Origin of the sequence: Prosthecobacter algae (genome assembly GCF_039542385.1) — a bacterium.
In the GTDB taxonomy this organism is placed as follows: domain Bacteria; phylum Verrucomicrobiota; class Verrucomicrobiia; order Verrucomicrobiales; family Verrucomicrobiaceae; genus Prosthecobacter; species Prosthecobacter algae.
The window spans coordinates 572,621-591,294 of sequence record NZ_BAABIA010000001.1 but is presented as its reverse complement, the minus strand read 5'-3'; the positions used below and the strand labels follow the sequence as shown (position 1 = coordinate 591,294).

Annotated in this window: 14 protein-coding genes; 2 read left to right on the top strand and 12 right to left on the bottom strand. The window is 61.6% G+C overall.

Annotated features, from left to right (window positions below; all coding sequences use genetic code 11):
- Positions 1-48: 48 nt before the first annotated feature.
- Positions 49-1,791, bottom strand: a complete 1,743-nt coding sequence (locus ABEB25_RS02310) for a hypothetical protein (RefSeq protein WP_345734767.1) — start codon at positions 1,789-1,791, stop codon at positions 49-51.
- Between ABEB25_RS02310 and ABEB25_RS02305 the strand changes: the two genes are divergently transcribed.
- Positions 1,772-4,270 carry a hypothetical protein gene (locus ABEB25_RS02305; protein WP_345734766.1) on the top strand — a complete coding sequence of 833 codons (2,499 nt, stop codon included), beginning with the start codon at positions 1,772-1,774 and terminating at the stop codon, positions 4,268-4,270. The two genes, ABEB25_RS02310 and ABEB25_RS02305, sit on opposite strands and share 20 nt — an antisense overlap.
- Before the next feature lie 236 nt (positions 4,271-4,506).
- Here ABEB25_RS02305 and ABEB25_RS02300 read toward each other — a convergent pair whose 3' ends face one another.
- The 6 genes from ABEB25_RS02300 to ABEB25_RS02275 form a co-directional block, all read right to left on the bottom strand.
- Complete coding sequence (locus ABEB25_RS02300; protein WP_345734765.1) at positions 4,507-7,878, bottom strand: beta strand repeat-containing protein; 3,372 nt, start codon at positions 7,876-7,878, stop codon at positions 4,507-4,509.
- A 231-nt stretch (positions 7,879-8,109) separates the two neighbouring features.
- Positions 8,110-8,895 carry an MlaA family lipoprotein gene (locus ABEB25_RS02295; protein WP_345734764.1) on the bottom strand — a complete coding sequence of 262 codons (786 nt, stop codon included), beginning with the start codon at positions 8,893-8,895 and terminating at the stop codon, positions 8,110-8,112.
- The gene (locus ABEB25_RS02290; RefSeq protein ID WP_345734763.1) at positions 8,892-9,479 is read right to left on the bottom strand and encodes an MlaC/ttg2D family ABC transporter substrate-binding protein; all 588 of its coding nucleotides are present in this window, start codon (positions 9,477-9,479) and stop codon (positions 8,892-8,894) included. The genes ABEB25_RS02295 and ABEB25_RS02290 overlap by 4 nt, the downstream gene beginning before the upstream one ends.
- Complete coding sequence (gene mlaD / locus ABEB25_RS02285; protein WP_345734762.1) at positions 9,476-9,952, bottom strand: outer membrane lipid asymmetry maintenance protein MlaD; 477 nt, start codon at positions 9,950-9,952, stop codon at positions 9,476-9,478. Before mlaD ends, ABEB25_RS02290 begins: the two co-directional genes overlap by 4 nt.
- Positions 9,949-10,755, bottom strand: coding sequence for an ABC transporter ATP-binding protein (locus tag ABEB25_RS02280; RefSeq protein ID WP_345734761.1), 807 nt, complete (start codon positions 10,753-10,755; stop codon positions 9,949-9,951). Before ABEB25_RS02280 ends, mlaD begins: the two co-directional genes overlap by 4 nt.
- Positions 10,755-11,444, bottom strand: a complete 690-nt coding sequence (locus ABEB25_RS02275) for an MlaE family ABC transporter permease (RefSeq protein ID WP_345734760.1) — start codon at positions 11,442-11,444, stop codon at positions 10,755-10,757. The genes ABEB25_RS02280 and ABEB25_RS02275 overlap by 1 nt, the downstream gene beginning before the upstream one ends.
- Positions 11,445-11,627: 183 nt before the next feature.
- Here ABEB25_RS02275 and ABEB25_RS02270 point away from each other — a divergent pair, with 183 nt between their 5' ends.
- Complete coding sequence (locus ABEB25_RS02270) at positions 11,628-12,332, top strand: M90 metallopeptidase family protein (RefSeq protein WP_345734759.1); 705 nt, start codon at positions 11,628-11,630, stop codon at positions 12,330-12,332.
- 77 nt (positions 12,333-12,409) lie between these two features.
- Here ABEB25_RS02270 and rplQ read toward each other — a convergent pair whose 3' ends face one another.
- The 5 genes from rplQ to ABEB25_RS02245 form a co-directional block, all read right to left on the bottom strand.
- Positions 12,410-12,898, bottom strand: a complete 489-nt coding sequence (rplQ, locus tag ABEB25_RS02265) for a 50S ribosomal protein L17 (protein ID WP_345734758.1) — start codon at positions 12,896-12,898, stop codon at positions 12,410-12,412.
- A gap of 31 nt (positions 12,899-12,929) precedes the next feature.
- Positions 12,930-14,048 carry a DNA-directed RNA polymerase subunit alpha gene (locus ABEB25_RS02260; protein WP_345734757.1) on the bottom strand — a complete coding sequence of 373 codons (1,119 nt, stop codon included), beginning with the start codon at positions 14,046-14,048 and terminating at the stop codon, positions 12,930-12,932.
- A gap of 501 nt (positions 14,049-14,549) precedes the next feature.
- Positions 14,550-16,196, bottom strand: coding sequence for a hypothetical protein (locus ABEB25_RS02255; protein ID WP_345734756.1), 1,647 nt, complete (start codon positions 16,194-16,196; stop codon positions 14,550-14,552).
- Positions 16,197-16,259: 63 nt separating this feature from the next.
- Positions 16,260-17,093 (bottom strand): SDR family NAD(P)-dependent oxidoreductase, encoded by an 834-nt coding sequence (locus ABEB25_RS02250; protein ID WP_345734755.1) that lies wholly within the window; start codon positions 17,091-17,093, stop codon positions 16,260-16,262.
- Between the two features lie 12 nt (positions 17,094-17,105).
- Entirely contained in the window at positions 17,106-18,635 is a 1,530-nt protein-coding gene (locus tag ABEB25_RS02245; RefSeq protein ID WP_345734754.1) for a cryptochrome/photolyase family protein, read from the bottom strand.
- Positions 18,636-18,674: the final 39 nt, after the last annotated feature.

Genomic DNA, 18,674 nt, shown 5'->3' with positions numbered 1-18,674 from the left:
GCCAGCCACCCACCAGTGGCTGGCCTTTTTTGTGGGCACTTCAGTAGATCAAACGCCCGCCTGCCGCACCACCATTTGCGGAAAGGGGATCTCCCAGCCATTCCTGCTCGCCGTGGCCAGCACCGCCCGCTGCATGATCCGTGGAATGGAAAGATAGTTAGGCGCCTGGGAACCCGCCAGCACAGCGACCACCAGAAAATTCAGCGACGAAGCCGCCGCCTCCTGAAAGTCCACCACCACATCCGTCAGTTCCTCCTCCCGCATCGTCTCCAGCAAGGCCGCCTTCACTGCCGACTTCAGGATTTCAGGCATCTCCGTCAGCGCCTGCGGCTGATGCCGATAGTCAAACCCCACCGTGATGGAGCGCGCAAAACCGCCCGCCAGACAGGCCACATCCATCTTCACAAAGTCACTGATCGGCAGGCAGCGCTTCAGCCCCCCGCCATAGCGCAGCTCCACCTGGTCCGGCGTGATGTCCGTCACCTGCGCCAGCGTAGCCCCGTTCAGCAAAATCCACGACCGCTTGCTGCACGGGAACCACGGCTCATCCAGCGAGCTCGGGCGCGAAACCATCTTCGAAAGCTCCGCCAAAGGCAGCCGCAGCCCCGGCCCGCCGATGGCCACATTCGTGAGCTGCGTAAACATGTGGATGGCCCCAACGCGCCACGGCACACCGCGAATGTACACGCGCTCTCCCTCGCGCACCGAGCCCAGGTTTAACAAAAATTGCAACTCCTCCAGGTGCTTGCCGATTCCCGACTTCGCCGTCATCAGCAAACCACCCACGGCTAACAAAGCCAGCCCGCCCAGCAGCCAGTCCCCCCGGGCATACAGCACCAGCAGGGCGGAGACGATGGCCAGCAGCAGGCTGCCCCCTTCATGCACCACATCCAGCAGCCGGGCGGAGAAACTCAGCCGCTGGTACTTCTTCACCGGCACCAGCTTCAGGGCATAATAGTAGGCCGCCCGCAGGCCAAAGAGAACCACTAGAAAGGCCAGCAGGGCCAGTGCAATGTTCGTCCCCCGCGTGAAGACAAACCGCTGCACCTGCTTGCCCAATTCCGACCAAAAATTCGCGCCCGAGACATTCAGTTCCTGAAGCTGGTGCTGCACCACCGCCACGCGGCTTTCCGTTTCCCCCAGCCGCGTCTGCCAGCGTTTGCGTGTGTCATTCAGTTCCGTGCGCAGCCCTGCGTCCGGGGCTTTGCTCGCCTTCAGCTCAGCCAGCAGTTTATCCACCTCCTCCATCGCCCGTTTGGCCTGGCCTTTCTGCAGCTCCAGACGGGCCAGTTCATCCTGTAGGGCCCGCACCTCGCGCGGTTTCCGCGTCAGCTCCCGCAGATCGCTGAAGATGGGCGTCAGGAATTGGCCCAGTTCATCCTGCAACTTCAGCGGGGCCTGCACCTCCGGACTGGTGCTGTAGTTTTCCAGCGACTGCAGGCCCGTCACCATCACCGCAAAGTCACGCTCCACCTCCTGGCGGCGTTTCTCCAGCCGTTCGATCTCGGCCTGGATGTCCTTCTTCGCCGTCTCTGCCGTCTCGTTGCGCAGCTTTTGCCGCTGCTCTTCCAGGGACTTGCGCAGGCCGTCACGGGTCGTCAGTAGGGAGCTCAGCGTCTGCCTTTTGTCCGGCGCAGGCTCCTCCACAGGCGCAGGTGGCACCACTTTGGCTGGCTCCACTTTCGCCTCCTTCACATCCTTGCCCTCTTTCGCCTCCGGCGTCTGCGCAGGCAGTGCCGCAGCGATGGCCAGCAGCAGCAGGCCCTTACGAATGATCCATGACAAACCCATGCCGTATTACACGTGGGAGCCCCCGCATTGCAAGTCAGCGTCTCCCCCGCTGCGCCATTGCTCTCTCGCCCGCCATCGCTACACTCCCCAGTTCATGCCAGCCCCGCGCCGACCACGCCCCCCTCAGCCAGCCGCCCGCAAACCTGCCCCCATCGTCCCCCTCGGCACGGTGATCCGGGAGTTCGAAGCCTGGCGCTCTGCCCAGACGGGCAAGCCCAGCCGTGGTGCCTTGCGCGACTACTGGCAGAAGCAGGATGCCCAGCACGCCCAACGGCCCGACTACGCCCTCTGGCGGGAGCTCCATGGCGCTGACTCTCCTCCCCAGCGTCGGCAGGACCCGACCGAACTGGCCCTCCGCGCCCTGAAGTCGCCCGAGTCCGCCATCCTCTGGGCCGTCCTCGCCCTGCTGCCTGAGGTGCTGGAACTCCCCGCCCTTTCCCCGGCCAAAAAGGACAGCCTGCTGCAAACCCTCCGCCAACGGCTGAGCCAGGACCGCCCACCGCTGCTGCCGCTGACCAAAGCCCCCCTGTCCTCCGCCCTCGTGCTGTGGCAGGCCCGCAGTCTTTTGGGCACCGCCACATGGACTGAACTTCAGGCCCTGCTGCAAACCGCCACGCCAGGCTGGAAACCGGGCCGCAAAACGGACCTCGGCTTCTGGGACAGCGAACTCCCCTGGCCCGTTGCTTCATCTCAAATCACCCGTCGGCTCGCCAGCACACTCCATCGGCAGATCCTCCAGCAGCTTGAATCCAAAGCCACCCCTGCTGCGGATCTCGCCCCCTGGCATATCACCGCCTGGATGCTGCATCGCGATGCCCGCCCCGCCCAGGGAGCTGTGCGCGGAGCCGAGTTGGAAACCCTGCTCGCCGCCGCCTCCACCGCCCGTCTGGCAGGCGATGCGGATCAGGCAGCCCGGCTCGCCGCCCTGGTCCTCCACCTTTTGCCGCCCCAGGCTCCAGACTCCTTTTTGCAGCGCTGCCGCGTGGCCGCCTGGCACCTTTCCGAAATGGGTCTCTGCGGCCACCCCGCCCTCCAGATCCCCCTTGAGGATCTCCCCTTCCCTGGCGATCTCCCCACCACGGAAAATGGCCAGGCCGCCGCCCGCCAGTATCTTGATCCCCAGGACGCCGCGCACCCATACCTAACCAGTGAAGTGCAGAATGACCCGGACTGGGAGGTCCTGCGCCGCGCAGGCATCGTGCTACATCACCCCCTCGCCGCCCTGAGCTGGGTCGCCCGCAAGGCCCAGGCTTACGCCCTGAAAAAGCAGCACGAGCTCCTGCAGTCCGCCGCCACCCTCGCCGCACGCCACCACCGCCTCATCACCCTCGGTCGCCTGCTGCCCCACCTGCCGCCCTCCCCTGAACGCATCCTTGGTTATGCCAAAACGCTGCGCCAGAACCAGCGCCGCATGCCCTTTCTTCGCGATCAGGAAATCTGGCAGGATTGGACGAAGTCCCTGCGCACCGCGTGGTCACGACTGGAGCCCGAAGCCATCCAAGATGCCGAGGATCTCTTTCTCCTGCATGAGACGCTGCATGACCGCGAGGTCACCCTCCTGCGTGTGCTTCCCGACGAACTGCAGACCCTCGCCCTGCGCCACCTGCACAGCCGCAGCCAGCCCTCCCCACTGGTGCAGGCCCTGGTGGCAGATCCCCGGCAGATGCAGCAGCTTGAACATCAGCGCCAGGTCGAACTTTGGTCCGTCGCCGCAGAGCTTCGCGAACGTCCAGAACTGGCCCCCACCGCCTGGATCAGCCTGGTCATGCGTGGCGAGGCCGCCCAGGGACGTTACAGCCTCATCGTGCAGGGCCCTGCGGGTCGCGTCATTCATCATGACCGACTGAAACCCATGTCCGCCACCCCAGGCGCGGAGCTGGATTGGGCACCGTTTTTGGAAACCCTCACCCAAGCCATCGCCCAGACCAGCCCGCAGGCCACCCAGCTTTGGGTCGCGGCAGACTCAGGCTTTGCCAGCCTGCCTTGGGCACAGATGACTCAGGAAATCTTCCGGGTCCCGAGTTGGGAATGGGCCTTCCGAGTGCTGCGCGAACCCCTGCCTTCCACCATTCCTCCCGGCACGTACCTCCGCCTGGACCGTACCACATCCATCCCTGAACCGAGCCCTGCTCAGCCCCTTCCCGCAGGCACCTGCGTCCTGCTGCCGCTGGCCGAAAGCTGCAATGCCAACACTCGCTGGTTAGGCCTGGAAGCCGCCACCGAGGAGAAGCCCGCTCCAGCCCTGCGTTCGTTGCAAGTGGGCACTTATGATCACATCATCAGCGCCATCCCGGTGCAGCGTGGAGACTTAAAACAGGACCTCGTGAGAGTGTGCCTCGCACACCAGACACGCACCTTCCTCTCTCCCGTCGCCCCCCTGGCCGATCCAGAGCGTGAAGCCTTCCTGGCCGCCCCCCTCACACCTCCCGCCACCTGGATCAAAAACGGTCTCCCCACCCGCCCCGCCCCCAAGAAGTAACCCCAAGAGAGCAGCGCGGAGACTCCTCTCCGCCTCATGACTCAGCGGCGCAGCCACCACGAGAGGAGCGCGGAGACTCTTCTCCGCCCCATTACTCAGCGGCGCAGCCACCCCGAGAGGAGCGCGGAGACTCTTCTCCGCCCCATTATTCAGCGGCGCAGCCGCCAAGATCCCTCACGGAACTCCCCCAAGCCCCAGCACCCACGAAAGCTCCCCTAACCAAAAACACATCCACCTCACACGCCCCTGCGTCGGCGCAGCACCACCGCGCCCAGACCTAGCACCAGCAGCAGCACGCGCCCAGGCTCCGGGATCAGCGCCACCTTGATCGTGCCTTGCGTGTAAAGACCTGACACATCCCAGGCAAAGCCCATGGCGCTTAGGTCCGGCAAATTCAGATAGTTCGAAGGAGAGGGGCCACTCAGGTTTCCAAAACTTCCGGTTAGGCCACCCGTCAGTCCGCTCCAGTCAATGATCTGCCAGGTCGTGCCTAGCGCCCAGCCTGCCGAGTTCCCCGCATCCACCGGAATGCTGGTGACCACATTCAGCACGGAGCCACCCCCCAAGATCACACCGGCCTCGCTGGCCAGGATGAGACGGTCCGCACTCGCCGCATTGTTCACGCCGCCGCTGCCCTGGCCTGAAAAGAGATCAATCACCACCCGGCCACCGATTTCCACCGTGCCCAGGCCGCTGGTGCTCAGCGTCAGCGTCTGCCCAGAGACGGGACTTGGATTTCCCACCGAGACGATACCATTGATGGATATCCCCTGCCCACTGGCTGGTGCCGCGCGGCCCGTGCCGCTCAGCGTCGCACCGCTGTTCACCGTCAGCGCCCCCGTGCCCGTGGCACTGCCGCTGGCATTGGTCAGGCGCAGATTGCCAGCACTCACCGTGGTGCCGCCGCTGTAGCTGTTGCCGCTCGTCAGCACCAGGGTACCGCTGCCCATTTTCTGCAGCGCCGCCGCATCGGTCACCTCCAGCCCCAGCGTGGTGGTACCGCCGGTGATGTCAAACACGCGCGTCCCCGTGCCCAGATGCAGCAAGGGTTCCACAGCCCCACTAGAGCCCGCCGTAATGGCACTCGTGCCGCTGGCGCTGACATCCCCATCCAGGAACATTTCCGAGCCCGCATTGCCCAGATTCAGCGTGATCGTCCGGCCCTGAAGCAACAGCCCGCCAGCGCCCACCGTCAGCCGGGTGCGGGGATTGCCCGTGCCATTGTTGGCCCCCACCAGGATGTCCGCGCCACGCAGCACCGCCCGGTTAAACTGCCAGTTAGGCGGAGTCGCTCCGCTGCTGTTCAGGGTCATGATGTTGCCACCATCCAGCGTCATGGTCCCGGTCACAATCAGGTGCCCCACATTACCACTGTTGTTCAGCCCGCCAGAGTTCTGCGTGTAGTAGGCCAGTGTCTCCGTCGTGGTCAGAGGCGACAGCAGCCCTCCATTCATCGTGATGCCGGAGCTGTTGGCGATCTGCTCATTCGCGGTCAGGGTCAGCGTCCCGCCCGTCCGGATGTCCAGTCCATTAGTGATCGCATCCGTGCCCACCGTCTGGTTCAGGTTCAAAACGCCGCCGTTCACCGTCGTCACACCCGCATAGGTGTTGGCCAGATTGCCCGTGAAGGTCAGAGTGCCCGGCCCGGCCTTGGTCAGCCCGCCATTGCCCACGATGGCCACGCTGATCGTCGTGTTGCCTCCTGTCTCAATCGTGAAAGTACGCGTCTCCGCTCCCAAGTTCAGCTCCGGCTCCACAGGGCCCGGAATGTTGGCAATGATGGAGTTGCTGCCCGCCCCGGTGAAGTCGCCATTCAGGTTCAAAACCGTACCCGCCGTGCCGCGATACAGCGTCAGGGTACGGCCATTCTTCAGGCTCAGGCCACCACTGCCCACCGTCACCGCCGTGCGTCCCAGCCCCACCCCGTTGTTGCCGCCCACCAGCAGATCCGCCCCGCTGAGTTCCAGGCTGCCCATCTGAAAATGTGCGGGCACAGCATTGCTGTTGATGGTGAAAAGATTGCCCCCCAGCAGCCGCATCGCTCCCGTGATGACCACCTGCCCCGTGTTGCCGCTCGCCGTCACCCCGCCACCATTCTGCGTGTAAAAGGCGATCGTCTCATTCCGGCTCCAGGCCGCGATGGTCCCGCCCGTGTTCACGATGATGCCCGCCGTATCGGCGATCTGGTCATTCGCGCTCATCGTCAGCGTTCCTCCCGCATTCACCTCGATGTCTGCCGCCACGGCATTCACCCCCGGCGTTTTGTTCAGCGTCAGCATGCCGCCATTGATCCGTGTGGTCCCGGTGTAGCTGTTGGCATAGCCACCCGTGAAGCTCAGGTTGCCATTGCCCGTCTTGGTCAGCCCCGCCTGGGTGGAGGCCCCGTTGGTCACTTCCACATTGATGGTTAGGTTGGCCCCGCCTGCCCCGATGTTAAACTCGCGCTCCACCACAGCCGCCGTGCCACTGAGTTCCAGGCGCACCACCCCGGTCGTGCCGCCCGCCGTGTCTTCCGTGATGAATGAAGCCGCCGTGCCCACCGTCGTCACGCCACCATTCAGCACCACCTTGCTCCCGGTCGCACCTGCTCCCCCGCGCCGCATATTGAGGCGAGAGCCGTCCAGCGTCAGCCCGCCGCTGCCCACCGTGATGGAACTCTGCGTACCCGAGTTCCCATAAAGGGTGAAGCTATTGTTCGTCCCCACCACAGCACCTGCCGTGGCCGTCATGGCCGTGAGGCTCAGACTGTCAAAGCTCAGCCGCGCACCGCTGTTGCCCACAAAGATGGTGTTGTCCGCACCGCCGGTGAAACTGCCCGCGCCGGTGATCGTCCAGATGGATCCGCCCCCGGGATTGAAGGCACCGCCTGTGATCGCCAGCCCGGCGATGGTTTCAGAAAAGGAATTCGGCATGCCCGTATTCACAGCCGTGCCATTAAACACACTGCCCGCCCCGCTCATGGTCACCAAAGCCGTGTCAGCCAGTTGGTTAGACCGCGCAAAGGTCACCCGTCCTCCAGCCGTGATTTCCAGATTTCCTGCCACCGCATTCACGCCCGCCGTCTTGTCCAGGTTCAGGATCCCCGCACTCACCGTCGTCAGCCCCGTGTAGGCATTCGCCACCGTGCCGCTGAGGTTCAACGTGCCCGCCCCCGTCTTGTTCAGGCCGCCGTTGCCGCTGATGGCACCGCTCACCGTCAGCGTTCCCGCAGCCGCATTGAAGCTGCGCGTCGCATCCAGCAGCAGCGGTAAGCTGAGCGTTTGCGTGGCCGCAGAGTTGTTGATGACATCCCCGCCCAGCGTGATCCGGCTGCCCGACAGCGTGAACGCCCCCGCGCCGCTGTTGAAGGTGATGCCTGCAAAGCTGATGTCTGCCGCCAGGTTGTTCACTGCGCCCAGCCGCAGGCTGCCGCCAAAAGCCAGCGAGTCACCCGCCAGCGGCACCGCCCCGCCCCAGTTCAGCGCCGTTCCCCAGTTGTTGTCGGCCCCGCCACCATTCCAGGTCACCTCCGCCGACTGCACGCGCACCATCGAAAGCAGCAGCGCAAGACCCACGAGGATCGGTTTAAGCAGGCGGAACTCAGGAAAAAGATGATTGGGGGGAATCATAATCGGGGGAGGTATCAGTACACACCCCGCCCGGAATTTCATCGCCTCTTTTGCATTTCGGCATCATCCCCATGCCATAACAAAGGATACTCTGAGGCTTCGCTAAAGAAACCCGTTTCATCCACGACGCAGGATGAAGATTACCGCGCCCACCTTGCCGGACGGTTCCCCGCACAGCTTAGCTTGCCGGAAGTCTAACCAAGCATGCGACAAATCATCCCTGAAGTAGCCCTACTGGCCCGCCGCCGAGTTACGGTTCTGAATATAGATGCTGCGCACCGACAGGTAGGGATCCACCGAGTTCTTGCAGGCCTCGTCGTAATAGTAGAGTTGGTCAGGCAGGGACTGCACCGTGTTCACCGTCGAAGGGATCCAGACCCAGTCACGGGCATCTCCCTTCAGGAAGAATCCCCAGTTGACTGGATTCAGCACATAGTCACCGGCAAAGCCCACCGTTTCACGCGCCGTGCTCGGACCAAAAACAGGCAGCACGATGTAAGGGCCATGACCGAGGCCCCACTTAGCCAGCGTCTGACCTGTATCTTCGCTAGGCACAGCCACCAGGGAGGGGATCTTGTCGGACACTTTCACCAAACCGCCCGCACCCACGATGGTGTTCACACCGAACTTCTGCACCTCTTTGCCAGCACGGACAAACTTGCCCTGCAAACCGCTGTTCACGAAGCGCACTGGGAACTTCACGTTGTCAAAAAAGTTGGTCAGCCCCTTCCGCACTGGCTGCGGGGCGACGAACTCATACCCTTTGGAGACGGGCCTAAAGACAAAATTGTAGAGACCGTCGTTGAGCTTGAAGGTCGCACGATTGAGCCCTTCCAGCGGATCGGCCACTTCCGCAGCCGCGCCGTAGTCGTCCAGTTCATCCACGGCATCCAGCGGCTTCACCGCTTCACTCCCCGCCACCACAGGGGGCGCTGAAGTCTTGGGGGTGGCGCAGTCCGTCAGGAACGGGACCAAGGCCAGCGTCAGCAAACGAAGAGTGGGGATGCCAGTTTTCATTGGGGGCGGGAGACTGATTGTTCGAGGGACGTGATGACAGCGGCGGCACCGCCTTTTTTAAAGGTGGAATCCAACTGGGTGCGGTAATTGGCGACCATGCTGACGCCTTCGATGACCACATCCACAATGCGCCAGCCGCCACCCACCTGCTCCATGCGGTAGGTCACACTGTAACGGCTGCCTTTGTAAACGAGCGTCGTCGGCACATCCACACGGCCGGCTGCAGGAGCCTGGGCCGTCTGGAAATCCACCGCCGCCTTTTCACCGGGGGTGAACTTGTTGCTGTAAGTGCGGATGACGAGGGTGGTGAAAAGCTGTGTCGCCTTCTGCTGCTGCGCCGCGCTGAACTGCCGCCAGCCCACGCCCACAGCTCGGCGGGTCATCGTTTCAAAGCTGATGTGCTTTTGCAAAACCGGCCGCGCACTTTCCGCCAAGGCGCTGCGGCTGGAGACCCGGTTGGAAACGGAAAGGACTTCATCCACCGCCGTCTTCAGACGCGCCTGCGCCTCCGCAGTGGAGGCAGAAGCCTGCCCGAGCAGGATGGGCGCGGACACAATCAAAGCGAGTAAGGAACGTCGGTTCATGGGGGTGGTGCTTTTTCAGTTTCTTCTGACACGCTGCCGAAGGCCATCTTCCCGATTAAGGACTCAAGATCAACGGAAGACTCTGTCATCGTAATTCGCTCGCCAGCTTTTAGGAAAGTTTCATCCGCACCCGGGGAAAGCGCTAGATATTTATCGCCGATCAGCCCGGTTGTTTTGATGGAGGCCATGGAATCCGTAGGCAGCTTCAGGCCAGACATCACGCTCAGCGTCACAATCGCCGTGTATTCCGTCGGCTCCATGCGGATGGATTCCACCCGGCCCACGGTCACCCCGGCCACCACCACATTGCCACCCGCATTCAGCCCGCTGACGCTGGTGAACCGCGCCTCCAGCATGTAAGTGTCCCCGCCCAGCAGGGAGCCTGCTCCCAGTTTCACCGTCAGGTAGGCGACGGCGGCTAGGCCCAAAAGCACAAAGGCACCGACAAGTAATTCAAGCTTGGTCTGTTTCATACGTCTTCAGAATGGAGGAGTGCGCCGCTGCGGATGGCAGCCAAAGAAGTGCTGAGGGCCGCCGTGTTGTCGCGGAAACTGACCACGACAGAATCGGATGAAGCGGAAAATTGCGCGGGTGTTCCCTGAAAATGCATCCGCCCCTGGTCCAGCAAGGCCACCCGATCGCTCGCGATCAGCGCCTCCGGCACATCATGCGTGACCACCACCGCGGTGAAGCCAAACTGCCGCTGGTAACGGGCGATCATCACGAACACCGCATTCCGTCGCAGGGGGTCCAGGCCCGCCGTCGGCTCGTCAAACAGTACCAGCTCTGGCCGGGTGACAATCGCCCGTGCCAGCGCCAGCCGCTTTTGCATCCCGCCGGAAAGCTGGCTGGGATAGCGGTCCTGGTGAGCTTCCAGTTCCAGTTGGCGCAGCGCCTCCCGGCTTCGCTCGCGGATCTCCTTCTCTGAAATATCCAGCGTCTGCTCCAGCGGCAGCGCCACATTTTCCAGGGCCGTCAGCGAATCAAACAGCGCATTGCTCTGAAATAGGAAGCTGCAACGGCGGCGGAAGTCCGCGCGCGCCGCGCCTGCGGCCAGTTCCTTCCCATCAAAAAGGATACGGCCTTCATCCGGGCGGATCACATCGGCCAGGCATTTCAGGAACACCGACTTGCCCGCGCCGCTGCGCCCCATCACCGTCACCAGACTGCCACGCGGCACGTCCAGGTCTGCCCCGGCGAGAACGACGTTGTCGCCAAAGCGCTTATGCACGCCCTGCACCTGAAGCAGCAATTCTTGAGTGGGATCAGGCATCATCAGACAAGGAAAGAGGTGATCACATAATCCGCCGCCAGCACCGTGATGCTGGACTGCACCACCGCCCGTGTGGTGGAGGCACTCACCGCACGCGCGCCAGTGGCCGAGCGGCAGCGATGCGCATTGAATCCATGGTAGGCGCAGAGAGCGATGGTCAGCAGGCCAAAGGTGCCCGCCTTCATCAGGCACTCCGTCACATCCTGCATCTGCACCGCACGCTCCACCGATGACCAATAGACCCCGGACTCCAGGCCTAACAACCAAGTGCCGGAAAGGCTGCCCCCGAAAAGACCAACGGCGACAAACAACGCCGTCTGCATGGGATAGACCATCAAAGCCGCCAACAACCTGGGCGAGATGAGGTAACCGAGACTGTTCACGCCCATCGTGTCCAGCGCGGCAACCTGCTCCGTATTGCGCTGGATGCCCAGCTCCGCCGCCAGTGCCGAACCCGCCTGCCCCACCAGCATCAGCGCGGCCAGCACCGGCCCCAGCTCCCGCACCAAGCTCAACGAAACCAAAGCGCCTAGCAGGCTCTCCGAACCAAAGCGGTTCAGCACATAGTAGCCCTGCAGACCCAGTACCAATCCGGTGAACAGCCCCACAATGAGGATCACCGGCAGGCAGCGCACGCCCTGCTCAAACATCGCCCGCACCACCCGGCGAAACAGCCGACGCGTGCCAAACACGGACTGGAACGACCTTAACGTAAACAACGTAAAGTCTCCCAAACCGTGGACCAACGCGAGAGTATGAGATCCCAGAGCACGCACCATGAGTGCGCCAACGTCAGCCACCCTGACGCAGGATGCAATGCTCAGATGCTCCTTATTGGAGACAAACGGCCCAGCTTTGGACGTTATACCCCTCGCATGTCCGTCACCACTCTCCTTACCATTTTGGTTTCACTCGTCACCTCGGTTGGCTTGGCCCAGGCCACAACTCATGCAGCCCATCAGGTGGAAGGATGGACCATCCATGTGGATGAGCGCCTGCTGCAGCCAGACCACGCCGCGCTGGGGAAGACCGCACTTGCCCTTCTCCAGGCCCGCCTGGCAGACATCGTCACCGTCCTGCCGAAAGACAAAGTCCCCCCACTTCAGAAGGTCCCGATCTGGCTGGAGCTCGACAGCCGCGACCTCACCTCCATGCAGTATCATCCGTCTGCGAAGTGGCTGACGGACAACGGCCATTCAGCCTCCCTGGCCAGAGCCGTGCACATCCCTGTCGCCGCGCAGTTCGTCTCCGCCCGCCATCAGCACATCCAGCCCTGGAGCCTGCTGCATGAGCTAGCCCACGCCTATCACGACCAGGCACTGGGCTTTGACGAACCCCGCATCGCCGCCTGCTGGGAGGCCTATCAAAAGTCCGGTCATGGCGACAGGAGCCTGCATGTCACCGGCCGCCGGATCCGCCACTATGCCCTAACCAACCACAAGGAGTTCTTTGCCGAGATGACCGAAGCCTACTTCGGCGTCAATGACTTCTACCCCTTCGTCCACGGCGAACTCAAAACCGCCGAACCCTCCATCCATCACCTCCTCCAGGAAATCTGGGGCAAAACAGCGTTGGATTGAACGATCCTGCCTAACAAAAAGCGCGGATACCTTTCGGCATCCGCGCTCAAAGTAGATCTTAGATCCGTAGAGGCTGATTACTCAGCGGTAGCTTCGGCGGCCTTTTTGGTGGCGCGCTTCTTCTTCGGAGCAGCTTCTTCAGCAGAGGCTGGCTCTTCGACGGTCACCACATCGGCAGCGGCTTCTTCAGACTTCGGTGCTGGGGGCACATAAGCGTCAACCCACTCGATGAAAGCCATCGGGGCGGAGTCGCTGCGGCGCTGACCGAGCTTGATGATGCGGGTGTAGCCGCCCTGACGGTCCTTGGAGGCAGGAGCGATGTCTTCAAACAGCTTCTTCACCGTGCCAGTCTGGCGCAGTTCGGAAATCGCGGTGCGGCGTGCATGAAGGTCACCACGCTTGCCCAGGGTGATCATTTTCTCAGCCAGCGGGCGCACGGCCTTGGCCTTGGCCAGGGTGGTGCGGATGCGGCGGTGCTCCACAAGGGCGCAAACGAGGTTGGCCAGCAGTGCTTTGCGGTGGGCTGCGTCGCGCTGGAGTTTGGGGACTTTTCTTCCGTGTTTCATGTCTTCGTTCTCTCTAGTCTAAGGTCAGGGATTATTCGTCGTCGTCACCATCTGGCAGGTGGCTGTCGATCAGGCTGGCGAAACCAGCGGCATCGGCTTCATCATCGTCATCAGCGATCATGCTGCTGCGGGCGAGCAAGGAACTGCCGCCGGAGGTAGGCTCAAGCAGCGATGAATCGAACTTCATGCCGAGAGACAGACCCAGTTCGGCCAGCTTCTCTTTGATTTCGGTGAGGGACTTCTTGCCGAAGTTGCGGTAGCGCAGCATTTCGGCCTCCGTCTTCATGGCCAGCTGGCCCACGGAGGTGATGTTGGCGTTGTTCAGGCAGTTCGCCGCACGGACGGACAGCTCGATTTCGTTGACGCTCATGTTCAGGAGCTTACGCAGCTCGCTGTTTTCTTCGGTCTGGGCTTCTGGAGCCGCTTCGAATTCGATGGCCTTGTCGTCGTAGTTGACGAACACGTCCAGGTGGTGACGCAGGATGGAGGCAGCCTGGAGGAGGGCGTCGCTCGGGGCGATACGGCCGTCGGTCCAAACGTCCAGCACCAGCTTGTCATAGTCGGTGTTCTGGCCGACGCGGGTGTTTTCCACGCCATATTTCACGCGGGTCACCGGGCTGTAAATGGAGTCGATCGGGATCACACCGATCGGGGTGTCTGCACGCTTGTTTTCTTCCCAGGTGGAGAAACCACGGCCGACGCGGACTTCGAATTCGCATTCGAACTTGGCTTTGCGGTCCAGGTTGCAGATGACGAGGTCCTTGTTGATGACTTCGTAGTGGTTGTCTTCTTTGATGTCACCGGCGGTGACAGCACCTTCCTTGTCCACGCTGATGGAGAGGAGGCGGGCTTCTTTGCTCTCGCTGTGGTGCTTGAAACGGACTTTTTTCAGGTTCAGAACGATCTGAACCACATCTTCCAGCACGCCTGGCAGGGTGCTGAACTCATGTTCCGCCCCGCGGATCTTCACCGACGTGATGGCTGCACCTTCCAGGGAAGAAAGCAGGACACGGCGAAGGGAGTTCCCGATCGTGTGACCGTAACCTTTGTCAAAAGGCTCGGCGCTGAACTGGGCGTAGGTATCGGTGGCGGTGGCCTCGTTGCGAACGAGGCGATTCGGCATTTCGAATCGGGCTAGGCGGACGGACATGGATGGATTTGGATATACCGGGTTACCTCCAGAGCGAGCGTCCGTGGCTTCTCAGAAGAGAAAACGGACCTGGAGACCGACGGCGATGTGACTAGGCAGCTCGCAAGGGGCGGGGATTATGGGCTGGCGTCGCCGCTTTGCAAGGGGCTTTTTGGACCCAAATCAAGCTTTCCACCGGACCTGAGATTCAAAAATGAGTGGGAATGAGGGTTAAATGGGGGAAAAGGCGAATTTTTCCCCACCTGGGGATTTTTGGACCTAATCGACTGATCCTCAACTTTTTGTGATGGGGATGACTTTCCCCATCGTCTCCCCAAGACTTCCCCATCGGGGGATTCCTGGGGAAGGTGCGGGGTCAAAAAGCGGGAAGCCGACCCGTCTGATGGCAGGTGCCCACGCCAAGAGCGGGAGCCTCCTGAAGACCAATAAAAAGGAATCACGGAGAGAATATCGGGCCCACCGAGGCCCTATGCAAGCGGCTGAAACCCGACTTGGGACCGTTTACGAGCCGGATGGGGCCGAAGGAAAACCCGGTAACGGAGGCAGCCCCGGACCTTTGGGCGCTGCGGCAGGCACCGCCGGCGGTAGCGCCACAGGCTCATACTGCCAGGTCCAATCACCCTGGTACTGAGGTTTGCTCAAAATGGCCGCCGGATTGTCTCCGGGCCCAGGATTCACCTGCCCCTCATCATCCACGCCATCCATCCCCACGGACCAGATGCGATAGCGGCCTGAATCGGCCTGACGGTAGCGGAGAGGCAACTGATCCACAGGATCCAGCGGCACGGAAGCCAGGTATTGCGGCACCAGTTCCTCCAATCGTTCAGGATACCGCCCCTGTTTAATGAAGTAACGCTCCAGGGCACAAGCGACAAGGGCCTGCCTCCGCAAGACCTCTACATTCAGGGTGCGCAGGGCGACCGCCAGTGAGGCTCGAAGCATGAACCGGGAAAAAAATCGGTCAAACGGCTGTTCAAAGAGTCTTCCACTGCCAAGCGCTGCATTCAAAGCATCTTGCTGTTGAACCACGGCCCAGCTTCCCTGGCTCTTCATCGGGCGAATGAAGTGGGTCATTTGCAGTTCCACCCAACTGGCACTGCTTTCTGTAAAAAAGCTGTCCGGCACTGCCCGCCCAATCCAAGATCGGAAACCTCCCGTCTTGCCCGTGGCCCCGGCCAGGGAAAACATCCCCATTCCCGTGGGATCGCTGGCCAGTGCTTCCAGAGAGTTGAGCCCGAGGAACAGTTCTCCTCGCAGACTTAGCAGGTAAGATTTTTCGGGTTCATAGGAAGCCAGCAGGGTTTGCAGACTGGCCACATCTGCTTCTTGAAGACCCCTCAACCGCAGAAGGCTCCACACCACTTCAAAACCAGACCGATTGCTGACCAAGGATACCAAGTGGCCTATCAGCAAAGGCTCGCGATTCAGGGTTTTGGTTAACAGAGAGATCGCACGATAATCATCCAGGGCGGCCCTGGCATCTCCGGACTCTGCGGCTGCGATGGCGTGCAAAGTTAAAGCCCGGCATATCATCTGCACGGCATTGTAGTGCGGCACCTTCCGTTCCATCAGATGTTTGGGCAAAGTCTGATCGCGCAAAGCTGGCACCCATTCCGCCTGCTGATAACGATGAGAGGATTCGGCGAGAACTTTGAGCAGGGGCCTCTGGGTCTCCAAGGTGCGCTTGAAAAGCTCGGCCTCTTTTCCAGCGGGTGGCAGGTCGGTAATGTAGCTGGTAGATTTCAGTTCGGCCATAAGGCGCGGCCAATCCGGAGGTCTCCCCAGCAAAGACTCCTGGTACATTTTAGGGGTGATCTTTTCCAGACCGCTCACCAGATCCAGCAAGGCCTGGCGTTTGGCTGCCGGAGCTCCTTTTTTATCATCGCCATCTTCGACGATGTTGATGCCGCGCAGTTCCGGGATGGCTGCATAGTTTTCCGCCTCGGGCAGGCGGGGTGGCATCAAGTCCGTCAGCGCGAGGGTCTCCCCTTCCCGTTTGACCATCGCTTGCACAGCCGCCCAGCGCTTCTCCGCTTTCCAATCCAGATAGACATAAACTGAGGAGACAAGGATGAAAACGATCATGCCCGTCCAGGCCGCGTAGCGGAAGAAACGGCCGCAGGCTCGGCGGAAGGGACTCGAGTTCATTCTCGAATGATCTCGCATGGATGCAGCCACTTTGTCGAGACGGTTTTCCTATCTGCATGCTCTTCAGCCATCCGTCTCGCCTGCCGCCTGTTCCCAGGCCTCCAGTTCGCGCAGGCGGGAGGCCGCGACATCGCGGACTTTCTTCACCGCATACTTGCCCAGCGGCAGCCGCAGAGGCGACTGCCCATCCTGGACCATTTTCACGATGAGGGCGGCGGCGCGTTCGGGGTCGCCGGGCTGCTTGCCATCCACCTTCTCTAAATAGGCAGCGAATTTGCCACTGCTGCCCGCATACGTTTCCGTGGCGGTGGCCTGGGCCATGCCTTTGCCGATGAAGCGGGTGCGGAAAGGGCCAGGCTGCACCAGGGTGACCTTAATGCCATGGGCCGCCACCTCCAGGCGCAGGCTTTCGCTCAGTGATTCGAGGGCCGCTTTGGCCGCGCCGTAGATGCCAAAACCGGCATAGTTGGAGATGGCCGCCGCTGCGCTGATATTGATAATGTGTCCCTGCTTTTGCTGACGCAGGATGGGCAGGGCAGCCCGGATGACATTCAAAGCGCCGAAGAAATTCGTTTCAAAGTTTAACCGGATTTGCTCCTCGCTGCATTCCTCCACCGCGCCCAGCAGGCCATAGCCTGCATTGTTCACCACCACATCCAGCCGCCCCCAGACCGCCTGCGCAGCGGCTACTTGTTCGCTGACTTGCGCAGCATCGGTCACATCCAGCGGCAGAATGTGGCAGCGGCCTGCGCCGATGTGTTCCAGCATTTCCAGATCCGCGACCTGACGGGCGGTGGCGATGACGTGATCTCCCGCCAGCAGTGCCGCCTCGGCCATGGCTTGACCGAAACCGGAGGAGCAACCTGTGATGAACCAGACGCGGGGAGAGGTGGACATAAGTGGTGGGGATTACGCCAGACTCGTGCGGATGGACTGCGCCTGTTCCACAATGGCCTCTTTCTCCGCATCGGTGAGGCGGGCCAGGTTGCGCACCTGCATGGACATGCGCTGATTCATCTTCAGCCGAGGCTCATGACGGAGGAGAAACTCCCAGTAGAGCGTGGTGAAGGGGCAAGCTTTGGGCCCGGTGGACTGGGCCGGATCGTAACGGCAGCCCGCGCAGTAATTGGACATGCGCTGGATGTATTTGCCGGAGGCGATGTAGGGCTTGCTGGCCATGATGCCGCCATCGCCATGCTGGGACATGCCCAGAGTATTTGGCAGCTCCACCCACTCCACCGCATCGACATACACCGCCAGGTACCATTCGTGGACCTCCTGTGGCCGTACGCCTAACAACAAGGAGAACAACCCCGTGACCATCAGCCGCTGGATGTGATGGGCATACCCATAGCGGAGGGTCTGGCCGAGGGCATCGCGCAGGCAGTTCATGTCTGTCTCGCCAGTCCAGTAAAACTTCGGCAGCGGCTGCTGCGCCTGGAGCTCATTCATCTCTCCATATCCAGGCATGAAACGCCAATAGATGGCCCGCACATACTCGCGCCAGCCGAGGATCTGGCGGATGAATCCCTCCACCGCCGCTAGGGGGGCGCCGCCTGTGTGGTAGGCCTTTTCCGCCGCTGCGATGACCTGCCGGGGATCCAGCAGTTTCAGATTCATGACCGCACTGAGACGGCTGTGAAAGAGCCACGGCTCCTGAGTCCACATGGCATCCTGGTAATCACCAAAATCCGCCAGCCGATGCGTGATGAAATCCTCCAGGGCGATCTGTGCCTCCGCCGCCGTGACGGGCCAGTCAAAGTCGGCGAGGCTGCCGGGATGCTCCGGGAAAGTGGCCTCCACGGTCTGGATCACTTCCTGGGTGATGGCATCCGGTAAAAAACGTCGCGGAGCTGCATGCAAAGGCGGACCTGCTTTGGCAAAGCTCTTGCGGTTCTCACTGTCGAAATTCCACTCGCCCCCGATGGGTTTGGCACCCTCCATGAGGATGCCGTGGCGGGTGCGCATCTCTCGATAAAAGAACTCCATGCGCAGGCCTTTGCGCCCCTTGGCATGGTTTTCAAAATCCGCATGGGTGGCCATGAAATGGCGGTCTTCACGCTCGTCCAGTTCCACCTTCAAGCGTTTAGCCGCCTGGCGAAAATCTTCGCGCACCTGCCACTCGCCCGGCTCCACCAAGATGAGCTTTTTCGGCTTCAGCCGTTTCACCGTCGCTTCCAGCTCTACGATGAAGTCGCCCTGGTTTTGCGGATCCTCCAGGCGGCGATATTCCACAGGCAGCCCCGCCTTTTTCAGATCCTCGGCAAAGTGCCGCATGGCTGCCAGGAAGGTGACAATGCGCGCCTTGTGCACCCACACCTTGGTGGATTCCCTCGCCACCTCCGCCATCCATACCCGGTCCTGCTTCGGATCGAAACCATCCAGGGCAGAAGATTTGAGATCGAGCTGATCTCCCAGGATGATGACAAGGTGGCGCATGGCTTTCTCTACGTCTGCAAAGCTAAAGCGGAGCGAATC

What these genes read in the sequence shown, in the direction of transcription:
- ABEB25_RS02290 (WP_345734763.1), bottom strand. Translation starts at nt 9,479, where the DNA reads ATGAACCGACGTTCCTTACTCGCTTTGATTGTGTCCGCGCCCATCCTG.
- ABEB25_RS02305 (WP_345734766.1), top strand. Translation starts at nt 1,772, where the DNA reads ATGATCCATGACAAACCCATGCCGTATTACACGTGGGAGCCCCCGCAT.
- ABEB25_RS02280 (WP_345734761.1), bottom strand. Translation starts at nt 10,755, where the DNA reads ATGATGCCTGATCCCACTCAAGAATTGCTGCTTCAGGTGCAGGGCGTG.
- ABEB25_RS02310 (WP_345734767.1), bottom strand. Translation starts at nt 1,791, where the DNA reads ATGGGTTTGTCATGGATCATTCGTAAGGGCCTGCTGCTGCTGGCCATC.
- ABEB25_RS02270 (WP_345734759.1), top strand. Translation starts at nt 11,628, where the DNA reads ATGTCCGTCACCACTCTCCTTACCATTTTGGTTTCACTCGTCACCTCG.
- ABEB25_RS02260 (WP_345734757.1), bottom strand. Translation starts at nt 14,048, where the DNA reads ATGTCCGTCCGCCTAGCCCGATTCGAAATGCCGAATCGCCTCGTTCGC.
- ABEB25_RS02255 (WP_345734756.1), bottom strand. Translation starts at nt 16,196, where the DNA reads ATGAACTCGAGTCCCTTCCGCCGAGCCTGCGGCCGTTTCTTCCGCTAC.
- rplQ (WP_345734758.1), bottom strand. Translation starts at nt 12,898, where the DNA reads ATGAAACACGGAAGAAAAGTCCCCAAACTCCAGCGCGACGCAGCCCAC.
- mlaD (WP_345734762.1), bottom strand. Translation starts at nt 9,952, where the DNA reads ATGAAACAGACCAAGCTTGAATTACTTGTCGGTGCCTTTGTGCTTTTG.
- ABEB25_RS02295 (WP_345734764.1), bottom strand. Translation starts at nt 8,895, where the DNA reads ATGAAAACTGGCATCCCCACTCTTCGTTTGCTGACGCTGGCCTTGGTC.
- ABEB25_RS02300 (WP_345734765.1), bottom strand. Translation starts at nt 7,878, where the DNA reads ATGATTCCCCCCAATCATCTTTTTCCTGAGTTCCGCCTGCTTAAACCG.
- ABEB25_RS02250 (WP_345734755.1), bottom strand. Translation starts at nt 17,093, where the DNA reads ATGTCCACCTCTCCCCGCGTCTGGTTCATCACAGGTTGCTCCTCCGGT.
- ABEB25_RS02245 (WP_345734754.1), bottom strand. Translation starts at nt 18,635, where the DNA reads ATGCGCCACCTTGTCATCATCCTGGGAGATCAGCTCGATCTCAAATCT.